Source organism: Sporacetigenium sp. TC11 (genome assembly GCF_058146105.1).
On record NZ_JBYVNY010000001.1, the window covers coordinates 303,795 to 326,240 of the forward strand.

At 25.3% G+C, this 22,446-nt stretch carries 19 protein-coding genes; all 19 read right to left on the minus strand.

Annotation, left to right across the window (positions count from 1 at the left end; genetic code table 11):
- Window positions 1-16: 16 nt before the first annotated feature.
- Window positions 17-289, minus strand: coding sequence for a 30S ribosomal protein S16 (rpsP, locus tag ACUSRV_RS01470; RefSeq protein ID WP_490140134.1), 273 nt, complete (start codon window positions 287-289; stop codon window positions 17-19).
- Window positions 290-320: 31 nt separating this feature from the next.
- On the minus strand, window positions 321-1,670 hold the full coding sequence (gene ffh, locus ACUSRV_RS01475) for a signal recognition particle protein (protein WP_490140135.1): 1,350 nt from the start codon (window positions 1,668-1,670) through the stop codon (window positions 321-323).
- Window positions 1,667-2,035 (minus strand): YlxM family DNA-binding protein, encoded by a 369-nt coding sequence (gene ylxM / locus ACUSRV_RS01480; RefSeq protein WP_490140136.1) that lies wholly within the window; start codon window positions 2,033-2,035, stop codon window positions 1,667-1,669. Before ylxM ends, ffh begins: the two co-directional genes overlap by 4 nt.
- Window positions 2,036-2,139: 104 nt before the next feature.
- The gene (gene ftsY, locus ACUSRV_RS01485) at window positions 2,140-3,363 is read right to left on the minus strand and encodes a signal recognition particle-docking protein FtsY (protein ID WP_490140137.1); all 1,224 of its coding nucleotides are present in this window, start codon (window positions 3,361-3,363) and stop codon (window positions 2,140-2,142) included.
- A gap of 11 nt (window positions 3,364-3,374) precedes the next feature.
- A complete protein-coding gene (gene smc, locus ACUSRV_RS01490) occupies window positions 3,375-6,932 on the minus strand; it encodes a chromosome segregation protein SMC (protein WP_490140138.1) in 3,558 nt (1,185 codons plus the stop codon).
- Between the two features lie 26 nt (window positions 6,933-6,958).
- Window positions 6,959-8,029, minus strand: coding sequence for an elongator complex protein 3 (locus ACUSRV_RS01495; protein WP_490140139.1), 1,071 nt, complete (start codon window positions 8,027-8,029; stop codon window positions 6,959-6,961).
- Window position 8,030: 1 nt separating this feature from the next.
- A complete protein-coding gene (gene rnc / locus ACUSRV_RS01500) occupies window positions 8,031-8,732 on the minus strand; it encodes a ribonuclease III (RefSeq protein ID WP_490140140.1) in 702 nt (233 codons plus the stop codon).
- 160 nt (window positions 8,733-8,892) lie between these two features.
- Window positions 8,893-9,300 (minus strand): CD1247 N-terminal domain-containing protein, encoded by a 408-nt coding sequence (locus tag ACUSRV_RS01505; protein ID WP_490140141.1) that lies wholly within the window; start codon window positions 9,298-9,300, stop codon window positions 8,893-8,895.
- Between the two features lie 123 nt (window positions 9,301-9,423).
- The gene (gene efp, locus ACUSRV_RS01510) at window positions 9,424-9,981 is read right to left on the minus strand and encodes an elongation factor P (RefSeq protein WP_490140142.1); all 558 of its coding nucleotides are present in this window, start codon (window positions 9,979-9,981) and stop codon (window positions 9,424-9,426) included.
- A 46-nt stretch (window positions 9,982-10,027) separates the two neighbouring features.
- Complete coding sequence (locus tag ACUSRV_RS01515) at window positions 10,028-11,098, minus strand: M24 family metallopeptidase (RefSeq protein WP_490140143.1); 1,071 nt, start codon at window positions 11,096-11,098, stop codon at window positions 10,028-10,030.
- Between the two features lie 78 nt (window positions 11,099-11,176).
- Complete coding sequence (locus ACUSRV_RS01520; protein WP_490140144.1) at window positions 11,177-11,686, minus strand: shikimate kinase; 510 nt, start codon at window positions 11,684-11,686, stop codon at window positions 11,177-11,179.
- 4 nt (window positions 11,687-11,690) lie between these two features.
- Window positions 11,691-12,164, minus strand: a complete 474-nt coding sequence (locus ACUSRV_RS01525; protein WP_490140145.1) for a type II secretion system protein — start codon at window positions 12,162-12,164, stop codon at window positions 11,691-11,693.
- A complete protein-coding gene (locus ACUSRV_RS01530) occupies window positions 12,157-12,576 on the minus strand; it encodes a hypothetical protein (RefSeq protein ID WP_490140146.1) in 420 nt (139 codons plus the stop codon). Before ACUSRV_RS01530 ends, ACUSRV_RS01525 begins: the two co-directional genes overlap by 8 nt.
- A gap of 20 nt (window positions 12,577-12,596) precedes the next feature.
- Entirely contained in the window at window positions 12,597-13,091 is a 495-nt protein-coding gene (locus ACUSRV_RS01535; protein WP_490140147.1) for a hypothetical protein, read from the minus strand.
- Window positions 13,088-13,435 (minus strand): hypothetical protein, encoded by a 348-nt coding sequence (locus ACUSRV_RS01540; RefSeq protein WP_490140148.1) that lies wholly within the window; start codon window positions 13,433-13,435, stop codon window positions 13,088-13,090. Before ACUSRV_RS01540 ends, ACUSRV_RS01535 begins: the two co-directional genes overlap by 4 nt.
- 122 nt (window positions 13,436-13,557) lie before the next feature.
- The gene (locus ACUSRV_RS01545; protein WP_490140149.1) at window positions 13,558-14,199 is read right to left on the minus strand and encodes a nitroreductase family protein; all 642 of its coding nucleotides are present in this window, start codon (window positions 14,197-14,199) and stop codon (window positions 13,558-13,560) included.
- A 12-nt stretch (window positions 14,200-14,211) separates the two neighbouring features.
- A complete protein-coding gene (locus ACUSRV_RS01550) occupies window positions 14,212-16,803 on the minus strand; it encodes an ATP-binding protein (RefSeq protein WP_490140150.1) in 2,592 nt (863 codons plus the stop codon).
- A 25-nt stretch (window positions 16,804-16,828) separates the two neighbouring features.
- Window positions 16,829-19,552: a PAS domain-containing sensor histidine kinase gene (locus tag ACUSRV_RS01555; protein ID WP_490140151.1), complete on the minus strand. Its 2,724-nt coding sequence runs from the start codon at window positions 19,550-19,552 to the stop codon at window positions 16,829-16,831.
- Between the two features lie 18 nt (window positions 19,553-19,570).
- Window positions 19,571-22,393 (minus strand): ATP-binding protein, encoded by a 2,823-nt coding sequence (locus ACUSRV_RS01560; protein WP_490140152.1) that lies wholly within the window; start codon window positions 22,391-22,393, stop codon window positions 19,571-19,573.
- Window positions 22,394-22,446 lie beyond the last annotated feature (53 nt).

The window sequence follows — 22,446 nt, forward strand, 5'->3', positions numbered from 1 at the left end:
CAACTCCTAACGAGAACTACTCAGCTTTCTTAGAAGCTTCGAATTTCTCTATTATACCATTTTTAGAGAATAAAGACTTAACAGTGTCAGTTGGTTGAGCTCCTACTGATAACCATTTAACAGCCTTTTCATCGTTTATTTTTATTTGCTTTGGTTGAGAAACTGGATTGTAGAATCCTATTTCCTCTATGAATTTACCATCTCTTGGAGAACGAGAGTCTGCAACTACTATTCTATAGAAAGGTTTTTTATTAGATCCCATTCTTTTTAATCTTATTTTTACTGCCATTGTCATATACCTCCTGAATTTTTGATATCTATTATTTAAAGAAAGGGAAACCACCAGAACTTCCCCTCTTCTTCATACTTTTTTCCATTCCTGAGAACTTTTTCATCATCTTTTTCATTTCTTCAAATTGCTTTACAAGTCTATTTACATCTTGTACAGTAGTTGCACTACCTCTTGCAATTCTTTTCTTTCTAGATGCATTTAATACTCCAGGATTTCTTCTTTCTTCCTTAGTCATAGATTGAATTATAGCTTTTACCCTGACTATTTCTTTGTTATTAAAGTCTAAATCTTGAGTTTCCTTCATACCACCCATACCTGGTATCATTTCAAGTATTTTGTTAAGTGGTCCAAGTTTTTTTAACTGTTCCATTTGATCTAAGAAATCTTCAAAGTCAAACTCTTGTTTTTTAAATTTCTGTTCAAGCTCTTTTGCTTTATCTAAGTCTATTGACTCTTGAGCCTTTTCTATTAAGCTTAACACATCACCCATGCCTAATATTCTAGATGCCATTCTATCAGGATGGAAAGGTTCTAAGTCATCTAGCTTTTCTCCCATACCTGCAAATTTTATAGGCTTTTGGGTTACAGATCTTATAGATAACGCTGCTCCACCTCTAGTATCTCCATCTAGCTTAGTTAAAATAACACCATCTATGCCAAGTGCATCATTGAAACTTTGTGCTACATTTACTGCATCTTGACCAGTCATTGCATCTACAACTAATAATATTTCATGTGGCTTAACTTCAGATTTAACATCTTTAAGTTCACCCATTAAAGCTTCATCTATATGAAGTCTACCAGCTGTATCTATTATAACTAAGTCATTGTTATTTTTTTGTGCATGTGATAGTGCAGCTTTAGCAATATTTACTGGACTTTCTTTATCTCCCATACTAAATACAGGAACTTCTATTTTTTCACCTACAACTTGCAATTGCTTTATAGCTGCAGGTCTATATATATCGCAAGCCACAAGTAATGGCTTTTTACCTTGTTTTTTGAAGTATCTTCCAAGTTTACCAGATGCAGTAGTTTTACCTGCCCCTTGAAGTCCTACCATCATAATAACCGTTGGAGGCTTAGAAGATATCATAATTTTACTCTGAACATCTCCCATTAAACTTGTCAGTTCTTCATTTACTATTTTTATAACATGTTGTGCAGGAGTTAAACTTTGCATTACTTCTTGCCCAACAGCTCTATCTTGCACTTTTTTTATAAAATCTTTAACTACTTTGAAGTTAACATCAGCTTCTAAAAGAGCCAACTTAACTTCTCTCATAGCATCTTTTACATCTTTTTCACTAAGTTTTCCTTTTGATTTAAGCTTTCCAAGTGCTCCTTGAAGCTTATCTGCTAATCCTTCAAATATCATTTCAACATCTCCCTACATATTTCTTCTATATTTTCTATATTAGGGATCAAATTAGCACAATCTTTATTTTGCAATAAGTATTGTTTAATGTCAACAATTTTATCATATATTTCTTCGATGAATTTATCTTTTTCATTTAGTTTAGCTACTAATCCTAATTTACTTTCATAATCTTTAAGTATTTTTTCAGATCGTTTAAGAGTGTCGTATATTCCTTGTCTAGATACTCCTAAATTTTCGCTTATTTCACCTAAAGAATAATCTTCATCATAGTATAAGCTAACTATTTCTCTTTGTTTTTGTGTTAATAGCTCTTTATAATTTTCAAACAGTATTCCAATTTCTACAACCTTATTTAAATCCATCTTAACACTTCCTATTTAACTATACTGTAAAGGTCATTTCCTTTACACTATTGTATTTTATATTATATATAATAACTTGTCAACATATATTTATAAAATGCTAATTATTCTCCAAATAGTGCATCTGCAAAAGCTTTAGAATTAAAATCCTGTAGATCTTCTACTTTTTCTCCAACACCTATTAATTTTACAGGAACATCAACTTCAGATTTAACAGCAAGTACTACTCCACCTTTAGCTGTACCATCTAGTTTAGTAAGTACTATCCCACTAATATTTGCAACTTCTTTAAATGTTTTTGCTTGTTGTACAGCATTTTGACCTGTAGTAGCATCTACAACTAATAATATTTCTTTTGTAGCTTGCGGATATTCTCTATCTACTATTTTAAATACTTTTCCAAGCTCATTCATTAGATTTGTCTTATTATGAAGTCTTCCCGCTGTATCACATAATAATATATCTATATTTCTAGCTTTAGCTGCCTTTACAGCATCAAATATAACAGCTCCTGGATCAGCTCCCTCTTGATGCTTTATTATATCTACACCACTTCTATCTGCCCACACTTCTAGCTGTTCTATAGCAGCAGCTCTAAATGTATCACCTGCTGCTACTAAAACACTCTTACCTTCTTTTTTGAATCTACTAGCAAGTTTTCCTATTGTAGTTGTTTTTCCAACTCCATTTACTCCTACCATAAGTATTATGGCAGGTTTAGGCTCTATATTTAATTTACTATCTTCATCTTCTAATATATTAGATACTATTGCTTTTAATTCACCTCTTACATCTGCTACATCACTTATTTTTTTAGTTTTTATTACATCTCTTAACTGCTCTATTATTTTCATAGTAGTATCAACACCTACATCAGCAGTTATTAAAACTTCTTCTAATTCTTCAAGTAATTCTTCATCTACTTTAGTGTAAGACTTTAATACATCATCTATTCTACCTGTAATTCCCTGCTTAGTTTTAGATAATCCTTCTTTTAACCTATTAAACCAACTTGTTTTTATAGACTCTTCTTCATTATTTTCTTCTAAGTTAGTTTCTATCTCTTCTATTACCTCTTCACTATCTGTATTTTCTTCTTCTATTTCTTTTATGTCTTCCTCATTTTCTTCTATAATTGCTTCTAAATTACTTTCTACTTCTTCTTTTATTTCTTCACTATCTATAATTTCTTCTTTTTCTATTTCTTTTATATCTTCCTCATTTTCCTCTATAACCGCTTCTAAATTACTTTCTACTTCTTCTATTAGTTCTTCATTATTTGTAAATTCTTCTTTTTTCTTTCCAAATCCAAATATTTTTTTAAACAATTAAATTCCTCCTATACAGCATCTTCTGTTAATTCTCTTGCTTGTTCGAGTTTTAAACTAACAACTTTAGATATTGCCTTTTCCTCCATAGTAACTCCATATATATAGTCTGAAACTTCCATTGTTCCTCTCCTATGAGTTACTATTATAAATTGCGTATCACTAGATAATTCTCTTAGAAATTCTCCAAATCTATGTATGTTTGCATCATCTAAAGGTGCTTCTATTTCATCTAATATACAAAATGGAGTAGGCTTAGCTATAATAATTGCAAATAGTATACTTATGGCAGTTAATGCCTTTTCTCCTCCTGATAGTAAGTTTATATTTTTCATTTTCTTACCTGGAGGTTGTGCTGTTATCTCTATATCACTTTCTAGTATATTATGTGGATTACTCATTCTTAATTCTCCGTAACCACCCCCAAATAGCTTTGAATATACTACTTTAAAATTGTTGTTTATTATATCAAAATTTACGGCAAATTCTGCCTTCATATTTTCTTCTAGGTCTTGTATTAATTTTTCTATAATATTTATAGATTGTTCTAAATCTATTTTTTGTTCATTATAAAAATCATATCTTTCTTTTATTTCTTTATATTTTTCTATTGAATCTATATCTACATTTCCTAGCTTTTTTATACTGTTTTTTAGATTTTCTATTTTCTTTTTATCTATAATTACATTATCATCTTTTATTTTTAAAGCTTCATCAAAACTTACTTCATAATCATCCCATAACTTATTATGATAGCTTTCTTTATTTGATTTAATTCTTTCCATCCTATTTTGTATTTTGAATATACTTTCTTTTAATTCTATATATTGCCTATCTATATGCCTTAATTCTAACTGAATAGAATTTAAATCATTTCTTAAACTATTTCTTTGAAGTTTCATATCTTCAAATTTTTCTTGTATATCTTTTATTTGTTGTATTAGGTTTTCTTTTTCTACTTTTGTTAAAATTAACTCTTCACCTAAAGCATCTTTGTTATTCAAATCATATTTTATTTGATTTTTATAATTTTCCAAATTATAATTTTGTAACTCTAATTCCTTTAGTATTCTATTTATTTCTTTTACTTGATTTTCATAAATTTGGTTATTTCTAGCTAATTCTAAATTTAATAAATTTAACTTTTCCTTATCTTCTTCATATATGACCTTATAGTTTTCGCTTTGTGCTGTTAAATTTTTAATTTCATTTTGTTTTTGTTCATATTGTTTTTCTAAATTAGATATTTCTATTTGTAGCTTTTCAATACCTTCTACTGTATAGACTAAGTTTTCACTTAATCCTTTGTTTTCTTTTTCAAATTTAGAATTACTCTCTATTAATAATTTTATTTCTTCTTCGTTATTAAATATGTTTGCCTCAAATGCTACATTATTTTTTTCGCATTTATTTAATTTATGTTGTATTTCATTTATAGCATTCAAGTTATTACCTAGTTCTTTTTCTAATTCTAATTTTTGTTTTTCTAAATGAACTAATTTAATCTGTTCACTTTCTATATTAACTTCATATTCTTCTATTAGTCGTTTTCTAGACAGTATATTACTTGTAGTTTTTATACTACCTCCAGTAAGAGATCCTCCAGTGTTGAATATTTCTCCATCTAATGTCACTATTTTATATTTATAATGTGTAGCTTTACCTAATTTTATAGCCACATCTACGTCTTTTACAACTATAGTTCTTCCTAAAATATTTTCAATTATATTTTTATACTTATTATCTACCTGTACAATTTCGCAAGCTAAACTTATATATCCATTTATATCTTTTACATTTTTTTGATCTATTTTATTTTCTTTTATTATATTAATAGGTAAAAAAGTTACTCTTCCTAAGTTGTTTTTCTTTAGATACTCAATTGCAGATTTTGCAACATTTTCATTTTCAGTTATAATATTTTGAACAGAACCTCCAAGTGCAACCTCTATAGCTTTTTCATATTCTTTTGAAACTTTTATTACCTGACCAAGTGCACCATGTATACCTTCTAGTTTCGTGTTTTTAAGAACTTCTTTTACACCTTTATTAAAACCTTCATATTGATTTTCCATTTCAACATATATATTTAACTTTGAATTGTATTCGTTTATTTTTAATTTAGTATCATTAATATTATTTTCAATATTTTTTATATTATTTTTTATATTGTTAGAATTTTGTATTTGATTATTTTGGTTATAGTTTAATTTTTTAATTTCACTGTTATTTTCTATTTTTAAATTAATATAGTTTTTTAATTCTAATTCTTTATTTTCTATTTTGCTTTGTATATATTGTAATTCTTCCTGTATATTCTTTTCTCTATTATTTATATTATCTAAATTTGCATTAAATCCTGATAACTTATTGCTTAATTGATGTTTATTATTTAACAGTTCTATTACTTCATCTTTTAAGTTTTCTATTTTTATATTTATGTCATTTAAATTAATCTTATAATTATTATTAGATATGGCTATAATATCCCTTTCATTTGTAAGTTCATTTATAGTTTTACTTAATTCTACTTTAGTATTTTTAATATTTTCTAAACTTTGTTTATTTTCTTCTATAGTTTTATTTATATTTTTTATATCACTTTCTTTTCTCGATTTATCATTTTCTATATTATTTACTTTTTCATTTAATAAAACCATATCTGCATCTTTTTTATCTATAGAAGATTTTATTTCATTTATATACTCACTAGAATTATTTATACTTTCTTCTATTTTATTTATATTTTCTTGTATATTATTTATTGCTTTTTCTCTAATGTTTTTGTCTTGTTGTAGAGAATTTAATTGTTCTTGTAATACCTCATTATGGCTGTTTACTTCTTGTGATTGTCTGTTTATAGCCTCAATTTCTTTTATATAACTATTTACTTGTTGTAGCTTTAAATCTTCTTTTAAATCTATATATTTTAAGGCCTTATTCCTTTGATATTCTACAGGTTTTAGTTGATTTTCTATTTCTAAATATATATCATTTATCCTATCTAGATTCTCTTTGGTATTTTTTAAATTCTTTTCTGCTTCTTGTTTTTTATATCTATATTTTGATATTCCACAAGCTTCATCAAATATCTTTCTTCTATTATATGGATTATTGCTTAGTATCTCATCTACCTTACCTTGCTCTATTATAGAGTATCCATCTTTTCCTATACCAGTATCTAGTAGTAACTCTCTTATGTCTTTTAGCCTGCATTGTTTATTGTTTAAAAAAAACTCACTTTCTCCACTTTTATAAGCTTTCCTTTTTATTGTTACTTCGCTAAAATCTATATTTAGTATATTATCCTTGTTATCTATTGTAAGCTCTACTTCACAGTAGTTCATGTGTTTTTTATTTTCAGATCCTGCAAATATAACGTCTTCTAGCTTATCTCCCCTTAAGCTTTTTATACTTTGTTCTCCTAGTACCCATCTTACTGCATCTGATATATTACTTTTTCCACTTCCATTAGGTCCAACTATAGATGTTATACCATTTTCAAACAATATATCAGTTTTATTTGGAAAAGATTTAAATCCTTTGAGTTCTAGTTTTTTTAAATACAAACATACGCACTCCCTTCATGTCAAAACTATAGATTATACATATTAAATAATTCTTTATATATGCAATCTACAGTTAATAAAATACTCTTACTGTCGTCTAATATAATTTCTAATTTATCTAAAGGGAAATTACTTTCTAAAGTTCTTAACATAATATCGTATTCACCCTTAAAATAGACGTTATTTGATTTTTTATTTCCAAGAATTTTGGATATATTTTTTTTATTAACCTTAACTACTATATTTTTAGATACATTATATTGACTTATTATATATTCTAAATAATCTCTATACATTCTACTTTCAATAAGTTCTCTAAGGGCTGGATGATAAGGTCCTTCTATTACTTCTTTTCCAAGCCTTATATCTTCTGTAGGCTGAAGCCCTACTCTTATAACATTTATCTTATTTATATAAAATAAAACTAGTAACTTTTTTACTAAATTTATAGTTTGTTCTATATTTAAAGGTTTATATTTATTGTTTTTAAGAAGTATTTCAAGCCCAGTATCCCTAACTACCAACGTTGGATATATTCTAACAAAATCAGGACCTAAGCTTATAAATTTTTTAGCAGTATCAATACTTTTCTCCTCAGTATCTGAAGGCAATCCTATCATCATCTGAAGACCTAATTTAAATCCATATTTTTGAATTAGATTAGCACTAAATTCAACGTCAGTATCACTATGTCCTCTTACACTATCTATTAAAACTATCTCATCTAAAGACTGAACACCTAGTTCTATTATTGTAACTCTGTATTCCTTTAGCATAGTTAATATTTCATCATTTATACAGTCTGGTCTAGTAGATAATCTTATATCTTTTATGACTCCATTTTCTAAATAACCTTTTGCAACACTTAACAATTCTTTTTGAATATTTATATCTATAGCTGTAAAACTGCCACCGAAGAAAGCTACTTCTATATGAGTATCTTCATTTATGGTTTTTAGATATTCCCTAATAGTATTTTCTACATCAGTGCCAGTTACATCCGTAGATACACCTGTTATCTTTTTCTGATTACAAAATATACAGTCATGTGGACATCCTTTATGTGGCACAAATATAGGTATTATCCTTCTTTTCATATTATATCATCCTTCTTATAGCTTGCTTTGCTGCAGCTTGTTCTGCCTCTTTTTTACTTTTACCTTCACCAACACCTAATATATTTTCATTTGATATTACCTGCATAACAAATGTTTTATTGTGATCTGGTCCTTTTTCATCTACAATTTCATAAGATATATTAACTTGTCCTCTACTTTGTAATACTTCTTGTAAGTGAGTCTTATAATCTCTAAATATTTTTCCTCTTATAGAGTCATCTATTATACTTTTCATGAAATTAAGAACAAATTCTTTAGCTCTTTCAATACCTCCATCTAAATATATGGCTGCTATAATAGCTTCAAATGCATCTGCAAGTATCGATACACGTTCTCTTCCGCCAGTTGCTTCTTCCCCTTTTCCAAATAACATGTGAATTCCTAAATTTATATTTTTCGCAGCCTCATTAAGCGATTCTTCACATACTATATTAGCTCGTAACTTAGTCAACTCACCTTCAGGAAGATCTTTTTCATTGTTAAATAAATAATCACTTATTATTATCCCAAGTACAGAATCTCCTAAAAATTCTAATCTTTCATTAAAAGAAAAATTTTTATGTTCATTAGAATATGAACTATGTGTTAATGCTTCTATTATATATTCTTTATTATAAAACTCATATTTTATTATGTTTTCAAACTCCGATACATTTCTTATTATATCTTCATAATTTCTCATATCATTTACCTCCGAAGAAACAATTCCTATGTTATAGTTTACTATTTTTCAAGTATTATTGCAAAGTTTTATGAAATTTTTCAATTTAAAAATGGCTGCATATAGCAGCCATTTTTAATATTATTTTATTGATAAACTCTTACTAATAATTACGGTTTTATTATACATCTAAATCTGCTTCATCAATTTCATCTGAAGTTAATATTATTCCTTTGCAGCTTGGACAAACTACATCTACATCGTCATCGTATAATAAATCTTCATCTATTTCTACAGTTTCTCCACAATTAGGACATTCCATTTCTAAATATTCAAATTCCTCATCGTCATAATCTTCGTCTTCATCTTCATATAAATCTTCTTCAACATCTGCTAAGTCTTCATCTATTGATTCAGCATACTCCATTAATTCAGCTTGTTCTTCATCTAATTCAACTATAGCATCAGCAAAATCATCTAAAACTTCTACTATTCTATTGATCATTTTACCTTCTTTGCTTTCATTGCTTATATCTAACCCCTCAGCTAATCCTCTTAGGTAAGCTACTTTTTCATATAAATGTTGCATAATACTACCTCCCTTGGTTTTTTTAAAAAATCTTTATTATATAAAGACCTTCTTTATGTAGATTATAATAAAAAGCTTATATATCTATTATTGAGACATATAAGCTTTTCTATACATTAAATATTAAACTCTTGACAAGTAATCTCCAGTTCTTGTGTCTATTTTAACTTTGTCTCCAACGTTTATAAATAAAGGAACATGGATTATAGCTCCTGTTTCAACTGTAGCAGATTTAGTAACATTACTAGCAGTATCTCCTTTTATTCCTGGTTCAGTTTCTGTTACTTCTAGTTCTACAAAGTTTGGAGCTTCAACTTGGAAAGCTTGACCTTGATAAAATCTAATAGTAGCAGAGTCATTTTCTTTTAAGAATTTTATAGCATCTTCAACTTGTTCATAATTTAAAGGTACTTGGTCATAAGTTTCATTGTCCATGAAGTAATATAAGTCCCCATCGTTATATAAAAACTGCATTTGTTTAGTTTCTATATTAGCTTTTGGAAATCTATCACTTGGGTTAAATGCTTCTTCTCTTATAGCTCCTGTTTTTAAGTTTCTATATTTAGTTCTTACGAAAGCGGCACCTTTACCAGGTTTAACATGTTGAAAATCAACTATTAAACATGGATATCCATCCTTTTCAAAAGTAACACCTTTTCTAAAATCACTTGCTGATACCATCTTGTTCCCTCCATTATTCTATTCTTATTTAATTTTTATGTTTTAACTATTTAACTTCTAATTCTATTAGTTCTTTTGGAGATTTATTTAAAACTCTACATCCATCTTCTGTTATAACTATTAAATCTTCTATTCTTACTCCTCCAAAACCTTCTATATATATACCTGGCTCGTCACTTGTTACCATTCCTGGTTGAAGTTTATTAGTTCCTAGTGAGTTTACATTAGGCATTTCATGTACTTCAAGTCCTATACCGTGACCCAATCCATGTCCAAACTTATCTCCATAACCAGCTTCAGTTATAATATCTCTAGCTACTTTGTCAAGTTCGCTACCTGTCATACCGGCTTTAGCCACTTCTATGACTTTCTTTTGTGCTTCTAATACTATGTTATATATTTTCTTTTGTTCTTCAGACGCTTTTCCAACAACTATTGTTCTTGTCATATCTGAACAATATCCATTGTATATACAACCATAATCTAGAGTTATAAAGTCACCTTCTTCTATAACTTTATCAGAAGCAACCCCATGAGGCATAGAAGATCTATGTCCTGATGCAACTATAAAATCAAATGAAGCTCCAGTCGCACCCTTTTTTCTCATAAAAAACTCAATCTCTAATGCTACATCTTTTTCTTTAATACCAGGCTTTATAAATCCTAATATATGTTCAAAAGCCTCATCTGCTATTTGAGAAGCTTGTGCTATTTTTTCTATTTCCTCAGAATCTTTAACTGCTCTTATATTAGTTATAAGACCTTTTAAAGGTATGAATTTTATATTTTCTAAAGCTAAGTTGTAAGCTGAATAAGATGCAAAACTCATATGATCATCTTCAAATCCCATGTTTCTTATATTCATATTTTTCAAATAATTAGTTACAGGATTTGTTCTAGATATTTCTAATATTTCAAATCCCTTACATTGTTCTTTTACTTGTTGGATATATCTAAAATCAGTAAAGAATATATTCTTTTCTTTTGTTATTAAAACTATACCAGCTGTTCCTGTAAATCCAGATATGTACCTTCTATTTTGAGGATTTTCTATTAATACAGCATCTAAGTTCATCGTTTCCATTTCTTGAATAAGTTTATCTATTCTTTTGTTCATGAGTTTGACCCCCTTAAATGGTTTCATATATTTTACATTAATTTCATTTTTTACCATTTTATTAATATAATACCATAATTAACTTAAATTGAATAGTATTTCACTTGTTACTTCTTGTATATTTTTATCATTTATGTTTATTTCTAAATCACAACTTTGCTTATATATGTCATATCTTTTACTTAAAAGTTCATCTATTTTTTCTTCTATAGTACTTGGATCTCTAAGTAATGGTCTATCTATATTACTAGATTTTAGGTGTTTTATTATAGTTTTTTTATCTCCATTTAGCCATACTACTGTACCTATATTTTTTAACATAGTTACATTTTCTTTTTTTACTATTATCCCACCACCTGTAGATAATATTATATTTTTTTTGTTTATGGAATCCTTTAATATATTTGTTTCTAAGTTTCGAAAGTGATCTTCTCCCTTTTCCTCAAATATATCGCTTATTTTCATTTTTTCATTTTTTTCTATTTCTATATCAGTATCTATAAAACTAAAATCTAACTTTTTAGATAATTCTCTACCTATTGTAGTTTTTCCAGCAGCCATAAATCCTATTATTACTATATTTTTCACTATATCAACCCCCATAGTTTTTTAAGTTAACTACGAACTCAGTTTCTATATTATTATTATTTTTAGATAAATACAATATTATTTTTATAAGCTTACCATTATCTAAATTTTCTATTTTTATATTATCTATATAATTTCCTATTTCATATCCAGGTGCTAAGCAGTTTTGTCTATAAAATATTTTTTTAGTATATGGATTTAAGTAAAGTTCGTCTATTCTTTTATCTACATTGTATCTTATATAACTCACTTTATTATTTATAGTTTTTACACTTTGTATATTAGAGGCTACTATTAATCTAGACTTTATATGATTTTTAATAGTATAACTTTGCTGTTGAATTTCTATATTGTTTTGAACTATATTTAATGAATTTAAATTGAAGAACACTAAGTTATATACCATACTTATTATTAAGCTAAGTATAGCTAAGTAAAGTATACTTTCTAATAATAAAAAACCTCTTTTTTTACTCATATATACCTTCTTTTAACAATACTCTTCCACTAAATGGAACTATAGTTATTTCTGTTTTTTTACCTTCATATGTTACAGTTATAGTTTCTCCTATACCATTTATAGTCCCATCCTGTTTAAATATAATTTTACTTATAGCATAAGATAATTTAGTATTTTTAGGCAGAGACACTTGTTTTATATCATTGCCGTCTTCTCGCAAAACATAAGATATTACATTATCTTCATTTTTATAATATATATATGCAGAGAAATCAGAGCTCATATTTCTAGCTCTTACGTATCTTATATCTGAACATAATTGTTTTGTAAATGAATTTATTTTATATCTATCTATGTAAAAATTAGATAATACTATAGAAGATATCATAGTAATTATTCCTAGGGTTATTATAACCTCTATTAAAGTCACATTCCTTCTCTTTTCATGTTTTATTTCAACTCCATGTAATCATTTATTTTTATTAGATCTTTAGAATTTGAATCTATTCCCTCGGGTGTAGAAATATTAAAGCTTACCGAAATATCTTTTTCTATTTTGCCTTGTTTATAAGAAGAAGAGACTTTAAACTTTATATTATTATCTTCTAGATAAATATTATTTTGTATAATATCCAATCTAATGCTGTCACTATTTATATTTTCTATTGAGTTTATAAAGTTTTGTTTGTTATTTCCAAGGAAATAACTATAATATTCTTCATTAGATTCATTACAAGACTTTATAGCATTTTCAACCTCATAAATAACTTGTCCATATGCTATGTCAATTCCACCTTCTGCCATATAAAAAGATTTAGTAGATAAATAATCTAAATTTTGTATGGTGTAATTAGTAGTGCTTAAAGCAATAGCAGTAGTTATTATTAAACTGCACATTCCAAAACTCATTATAGTCATCAAAAGAGATGAACCTTTTTTTCTCAATTTATCACCTTATAACTTTCAATTAGTATTTCTTTATTGTTTTTTTCAACCTTTACACTTATTTTGATACAGTTTTTTAAATTATCTATATTTATAACATCAGTGTCTATATTGTATCCCTTATTATAAAAGTTTTTTTCTTTGTAATTAATAATATTTTCTAAACTGCTACTTTTAATTTTTTCTATATATTCTTCAGCTATACTTGTCATATTTATCTCATCTTCACTTAATTTTGTATATCTATAACTATTTATCATAATAGATAACATAGTAAAAGATATTATACCTATTATAGCCATACTTATTATGCTTTCCAAAAGCATAAATCCATTTCTTTTCAATTTATCACCTTTCAAATAAACTTTTTATTTACTCCCTTCATTTTCATATTAATACCTAATATATTTTATTGTCATAATTTAATATATATATACAAAAAAATGCCCAAAGGGGCATTTTAAAATTAATCTATAAAAGTTGTTACTTCTTCAACCGATTTTCTAGGTGGTTGCGGAAATTTATTTTCCTCAGGTACTCCAATAGGAGTCATAGCCATTAAATTATATCCTTCTTTTTCAAATCCTAGAAGTTCACCTATTTCAGGTATTGAATAATTAGGCCCAGTCATCCAACAGCCTCCATATCCCATAGTCGAAGCTGCTAATAATAAATTTTCCATAGCTGCACTTACATTTTGAATATGTGGAGCAGGTTCACTTAACATCTTTAAAGTATCCTCATTGGCACCACTTTCTTTTAATATATTATATTCTAAATATGGGTATGGTGTACAGTAAACTAATATAACTACAGGAGCATTTTTAAATGCAGTATGGTATTTTAAAAACTTCATAAATTTTTCTCTTGTTTTTTCTTCTTCAGCCATATTTGCTATTTCTATATGTCTTTTTTCTACTATATCACCCATTTTGTTTATAATATCTTTATTTCTAAGCACTACGAAGTGCCAATTTTGAAGATTTTTTCCTGATGGCGCATATGTTGCAGCCTTTATGATTTCTTTTATATCTTCTTCAGGTACTTCTATATCTTTAAATTTTCTAACACTAACTCTATTGTAAATAAAGTCTAAATTATAATTCATTAATAAACCTCCTTATTCACATACAGCACTAGCATATTCTGCATATACATTTTCAACATTTATATTTCTATCTTTTTGTTCTACATCTAAATAATCCTTATTCACAGGAAGATTTATTATTAACTCTGTCCCTTTGTCTTTATATGTATTTATATATACAGTTCCTTTGTATAGTTCTACTAGTGATTTAACTAAAGGTAGTCCCATATTAGCACCTGACATACCTCCTTGAAAAACATTACTGTATGTCTCAAATATTAATTCTAATTTTTCTTTTTCAATACCACATCCATTATCAGCTACATTAATTTGGATATGATTTCCTTTATCATATATATTAACATATATATGACCATGTTCACTAACAAATTTTATAGAGTTAGATAGTAAGTTTAATATAATTTTTTCTATATCTTCCGGATCTACTCTCATAACTTTTTCTTCTATATCTGTATCAAATATTATTTGTATTTCCTTATTTTCAACATATTTACTAAATTCTATAACAGTATCTTCTATTATATTTACTATATTATAAAAATCCATCTTAGGTTTGTAAAAATTTGAATCTAATCTAGTTAAAGTCATTATATTATTTACAAGTCTAAGCAATATATAACTATATCTTTTAACTAATTTAACCGTATTTGCTATATCCCCATTTGGATTTTTTAGTATTTCATCTTTATGTATAGATTCTAACAATTGATTTGCTGCAAATATAACGTTTAATGGTGTCTTTAGTTCATGAGACATATTAACAAAAAATTCTGTTTTAAGCTTGTCTTGTAATACTCTTTGTTCTATCTCTTCTTCTAGTTGCTCTGACATAACTTGTTCTGTTACATCTCTAATTATACCTATAATTTTTTTTCGTTTATTTATATCTATGGAAGTACCTGCTGATTCTATATACATTTTTTCTCCATTATATCTAATAGCTTCATATCTTTTAAATGGCGTATTCTTTTTAATTTTAAGTTCTTCTGTTCTATCTTCACATGATTTTATATCACTTGGACTTAAATTTAAAAAATGTCTTACTCTTTTTCCTATAACCTCATTAATATTATTTAGGCCCAAAAGATTTAATGTTGCATCATTTGCATATGTACATTTACCTTCATTGGCATCAGTTATATATATTACCTCTGGTATAGTATTTATAAGTGTTTTATATTTTCTTTGGCTTTTTTTAACTTTGTTTACAAGATCTTTATAATCACTTATATCATTAACTATAAACAAAGTTAATTTTTTATTATTTTCAAAGTAACCTATTTTATTTATAAATAAATATTTTTTATTATTTTTATTAGATTCGTATATATACTCATATTCATCAAACTTAATATCATTATTCAACATTTTTTTAGCTTTATATGATAATCCTTTATTTAACATTGCATTATAATCTTCTATTTCAAAAACACTTTCGCAGGCCTTATTTGCATAAATCACATTTTCGTTGTTACATACTAATATTGCATAAGGTATAGTTTCTACTATTTTTTTATATTTAGCATTATTTTCTAATATCTTCATTTCAGATTTTCTTTTTTTAGTTATATCAGTAATAGCACATACAACTCCTAATATTTCCGTCCTTATAATAAATGGAGCATACACACATTCAAAATATCTTCCATCGTTTCCTACAAGTTCTCCATATACTTCTCTTCCTGTTGCGTACACCTTTTGTACATCCAAAAGTGAATCATTAAAATTTTGTATATGATTATGAAGAAAATCGCGCATTCTTATTCTATACTTAACATCTTTATATCCTTCCCATATTTTTATAAATCCTTTGTCATCATTAGTTATATATCCATTTTTGTCAACTAATAAAACACACATAGGACTTTCATTTAATATAGTTTCTAATATCAATTGCTTATTGCTTATTACATTTTCAAGTTTATTGGTTTTAGTTTTTTCTCTATCTAAAAGCTGAGAATTTTCTTTTAACTCTTCAGACTTATAGTTTAGCTCAAAATCTATATCCTTCAAATCAAAATAAGAATTAATTAAATTATATTTAACCATTATGTTGTATATAAAATAATAACATGATAATCTAAGAATTTCAGCGAATATAAACAGTATAGAGTTAGCATCTTGTATAAATAACAATGATAACTGTGAAATTGCATAAAATATATATATTTTTTTTATTTGCTTATACTTTAATGAAGTTTTAAGGATTTCATATGATTTATATGTAAAATATAAGCTTATTAGTATACTAGTCTTATTAACCAGAATGTAATAATTAGATATATTACTTATAAAGCATATACCTATAAAGTAAATAATCATAAATATATAATATGACAGCATAAAATATACAGTCCTATTACTTTGTTTTTTGTAAGTATCACTAATTATAAATAGAGGTAAACTAAACAAACTATAAGGTATATATATAAGGCTATTAAATATTGTATTATCTTTTATGTATATAACACTTATTAAGCTTAGTATAGCTATTATAAAATAAGAAATCCCTACTAATGCTGTTGCTTTAGATTTGTTTATACATATTAAACCCATTATTATACAAATAGATATACTTGCTATTTCTAATCCTATATAAAACATGTTGTTTCGCCCCCTAAGAAACTAGCTATACTTTAGTATTGAAATAAATATCAGCAAATTCTATATGCATCTTTTCTACATTGTTTGATATATAGTTATTATCTTCTTCGTCAAATTTTACTTCGTCTACAATTGTATCAGGTAATACTACAATAAACTCGCTTCCTTTTCCCTCTTCACTACAAACTTCTATTTTTCCTAAATGAAGTTCAACTAAATATTTCACTAGAGATAGTCCTATTCCACTACCTTCAGCATTCCTAGACAATGTTTTATCTACTTGACCAAATCTTTCAAATATTAAATTCAACTTGTCTTTAGGTATTCCTACCCCTGTATCTTTTATAGATATATATACTTCTTTATTTTTCATATATATATTTACATATATTTTCCCGCCTAAATTAGTAAACTTTATTGCATTCGATAATAAGTTTAATATTATACGTTCTATTTTTTCAGGATCTATAGCTATTATTTTATCCTCTACTTCTGTATCAAATATTACTTCTAACCCCTTATTTCTTATATAATCGTTTACAGAAAAAACAATATCTTCTACTAAACTAACTATATTGTGATTTCTAAGGTTTATCTCATAGAATCCATTTTCCATTTGGGTTATATCGTTTATATTATTTATAAGTCTTATTAATCTATAACAATTTTGTTTTACTAACCTATTATAATTCTCAATATTATTAGAGTTATATATTAAATTATTTTTTGATTCTAACAACTGGTTAACAGCAAAAACTATATTTAGAGGTCTTTTTAATTCTTGAGATACATTTGCTAGGAATTCCGTCTTTATTTTATCATGTTCTAAAATCTTATTAAATTTTAATTTTATTTCTCTTGTTTTATTCTCTTCCTCTAAGTTTCTAACTATTCCAACTAAGTTACTTCCATCATCATCATCAAATTTTATTAAGGCTATAGATATATCTATTTCTTTACTTAATATATTTAACTTGCACTTTATGAAATTACCATAAGTATTAGAATCTAGATATTCTCTAGAGATTTTTTTTATTTGTTCCTGATTTTCTTCTATATAAATATCTTCTAAATTATCTAAACTTAACATTTCAGCCATAGCTTTATTTATATACGTGCATTTTAAAGTATTTCTTTCTAATATAAAAACACCTTCTGGAAAAGCTTCTATTAAATATCTATAAGTTTTTTCGTTTTCTTCTATTTCTAATTTTGCCTTTTCTCGTTTTGTAATATCAGTAATTATTGTAAGAAACAATTCCTGATTGTTTATATTTAAAGAAGTAGTTACTATTTCCATATATTTATCACTATTTGTTTTTATTATTAATTTTGATTTATCTTTATTTTTTAAATATACATCTTTCATATTTTGTAATAAACTTTCTCTATAATCAGGAATAAATTTATCTATTATATCTTTCAATTTAATATTACCGTCAGTATTAAATATATTTTTAGCCACCTTATTTATATAATGGCTTTTTTCAAAATCATGTATGAAAACAGCATCATTTAAAGTGTCCATAAGATTTTTGTATTGTGCTTCGCTTTCTTTTAGCTTTCTTTCGAGAGTTATACTTTGAGTTATATCGTTTAATATACAAACTATGTAGTTTAAATTATCCTCATTTTTATCTAATAAGTATGTACATTTAAATATTTTACCATCTTTAGAATATAAATTATGATAATTGTGCTCATCATTTATTTTTATATTACTTATAGACTCTATAAATAAATCTACATTATAAAATACATTTTTTATAAAATCACTTATATTTATATCATTATCTATTTTATATTCTTGTCCAAATACCCTATAAAAAGCTTCATTTATGTATGTTATTTTATTTTCATTATTTATTAAAAATATAGGTGTTGATACTTCCTTTATAGATTTTTCTATATCATTATTTAACAAACTTATTTCTTCTCTTATTTTTTCTTGAAGTAATATTTCTTTAGTTATATTATAGTTATTTTTTTCTATATTTTTTAATTTTGAGTTTAATTTTTTTTGATTAAGATTTAATGACCCATAAAAACTTTTTATATCCTGGCCTACACTAGATTTATATATACATATTGTAGATAAAAGGCTTAGACATAAATATATACTATTATTAAGATTTGATGTTAAAATTGATAACACATTAAATACTAAAAAACACATCAATTTGTAGTATGTATTTTTATTTAAGTTTTTACTTACTTTATGTAATCTTATCAAACACATTATATTACTGCTAATACATATAAAAACTAATATATAATATAAATAATTAAAATTATTATTTATAAATAATTTAGTGAATAAAATTGCAAGTATCAATAAAGGTATTAAATATAGAGAATAGATAATCTTACTTTCTTTTATATTTGTATACATTATAATTACTCCAAACAATTGAAGTAGAGAAGTTATGAGATTTACATAAATAAAGAGATTATAATTGTTTTGTAAATCTGCATATATAAAGTAAACACCTATTGTACTTAGTGAAGATATATAAAAGTATATTATAAATAAATAATATAAATTTTTATTTTTCGTAAGCTTATATATATCAAAAGATAATATAGATATACTTACAAAAATAGCAGTATTTATTATTGATATAGAAGCATTTGAAAGATATTTATCATTACTAAAAGCCAACTTAGAAATTAAAAGTCCTATAATAATATACGTTATATATTTTATGTATTTATTTTGTTCATATTTTGATATAGCTTGGGTTTCCAAAAAACATCCCCCCTATACTTAAAAATATATGTCAGAAAATTCAACATGTATTCTTTCAACGTTATAATTATGCTTAGAAGTGGGTTGAATTTGTTTATCTGTTTCTATTAATTTTACAGGTACTTTTACTTTAAATTTTGTACCTATATTGTATTCGCTTTCTACACTTATACTCCCATTTAAAAGATCTACTAATGACTTTACAAGTGATAATCCTATACCACTACCTTCTATATTTCTATATAATGTCTTGTCTACTTGTCCAAACCTCTCAAATATTATATCTAATTTATCTTGAGGTATACCTATTCCACTGTCACATATTTCTATCTCTACTCCACCTTCTCTATTATATAAGTTTATATATATTTTTCCTCCTGGATTTGTAAACTTAATTGAATTAGATAATAAATTTAGTATTATTCTTTCGATTATATTTGGATCTATTGCCATTACTACTTCTTCACTATCTGTATCAAATATTAAATCTATTCCCTTATTATTTGCATATTGAATTACGGATAATGATATATTTTCTACTATATCTACTATATTGCAATTTTCTAAACATACCTTATAAAATCCAGAATCCATTTTAGTCACATCTATTACATTATTTATAAGTTTTAAAAGCCTATACCCATTTTGCCTTAGAAGTTTGGTGTGCCTATCTAATATATCAATATCATCTTTTATTTTTTCACTTTTATAAAGCATATCTATTAACTGGTTTGAACTAAATATAAGGTTAAGTGGAGTCTTAAGTTCATGAGAAATATTAGCAAAAAATTCTGTTTTCATTTTATCGTATTGTATTCTATGTAATAGTTGTTTTTTTGTAAAACTTGCTTTTTTTATATCTTCTAAATCTCTTATTATAGTTAATTTCCACATTTTATTATCTAAGTTCAATAGAGTACTGGCTATTTCTACATCTAATGTATTGCTAAATCTATCCATAATTTTTATTTGTGTAAATGGAACAACTTCACCATCATTTAAATTTAAATTACTAGTTTTTACAACATTTTTATATTGTGCATCTAAATTCAGGTAATATTCTATACCTTTATTTGTATAGCTTTCATCTAAAGCGTCTATTTTCAATATATTCCTCAATTTTTTATTCATATACAGAAGTTTTCCATTTTCTAGACTTTCTAGAAATATACCCTCAGGCATACTTTCTAATAAATTTATGTATATTTCTTCTGACTTTTTAAGTTTTTCCTGTGCCTTTTCAAATTCTGTTATATCTCTATGAGTTATTAAATAATACTTTTTTCCTTTCTCATAGTAAATTGTAGTATGTGATTCAATAAATAATATTTTTCCATCTTTAGTTATAGCTCTAAATTTAAATATTCCATCTGGGCACAATTCATTATTATTATTATTATTAGTTTTTAAATTTGAATTAAGGATATAATTAACATAATCCAAATCTTCTTTTGCTATAAATTTTCTTGCAAATTTTAAATATTCTCTTCCTACAACTTCATCTTTATTGTATTTAAACATATTTTTAAATGCATCATTTGTTTCTAAAATATATTTATCATCAACTACAACAACTGGAGAGTCTATATTCTTTATAAAGTTTTTATATGATTTATTAGTTTTTATTAACATTTTTTCAATATTTTTTTCTTCAGTTATATCAATAAATATACATAAACATTCACTAGTATGGTTGCTATATGTTAATAGAGAATATACACATTTAAATATTTTACCATTATTACAATATAGTTCTTGTTCTATAGATTCTCCAGTTTTATAAACCGTGTTTATATTTTTTATAAATTTATTATAATTTTTAAATATATATTTTATATTTTCTTTTAAAAAATTCTTATCTCCAAAATACTCTTTAGAGGCTTTATTCATATATTCTATTTCATTTTCATTATCAAATATTATCCATCCATTAGTAGTTGTATTTAATATTGAATTTAATAAAGCTTCTCTCTTTATAAGATTTTCTTTCATTTTTCTTCTCATAAAATTTATTTTTTCAAGATGAACATTAGTATTTTCTAATAAATCTGATTTGCTCTTTAACTCTTGGTTTAAATTTACAATATTAGTATAAGGTGATATTAAATTTTCTTTAACTATCGATTTATATATATAGTAAATATATATAATTAACATATTATGAGCTATTATCTTTAATGTTATATTATATGAATAATATGTTGTAATAAATACAGCTAATACCATATATGCAATGTTAAGTAAAAATGCTATATTTATATAGTTAAAAGTTTCTGGTTCTATAAAATATTTTTTATTTTTTAATATTATAAACCCCTTAATTGCTATTAATATATTCATAGTAGTAATTATTAAATACGATATAGTAGGCTTTTCATATTCAACCATATCTATTAAATTTGCAAATTTAAATAATACAAAGATTAAAATAATAGTTGAAATAGCATATATGGAAAATATCTTTCTATAATTAACTCTTTCCTTATCTATAAATTTAAAAACTAAATAAAAAGATATATTTTGTATAAGTACTGATATTATATGTGATTCAATAAATAATTTATAGTCATGTATTAGACTATAACCATGGACTATATCGAATACATTTGAAAACATACATCCTAATCCTAAGAATATAAAGTAATTATCTTGCTCTTCATAGTATTCATTTAATGCTATTATAGCCATTAGAAAACTTACAGCTGTTTTTATTAAAATTGTCAAAGAATGATAAACATTATAATTATAATATCCAATTATTGATAAACAAAATAAACAAAACGTATATGCTAAAATTTTTAATACACTAGTTTTCTGAGAAATTGCAACATTATTCACCATATATATACCTCTCAAATATTTTAGAATATCGAATTTCAAAATATGTTAATATA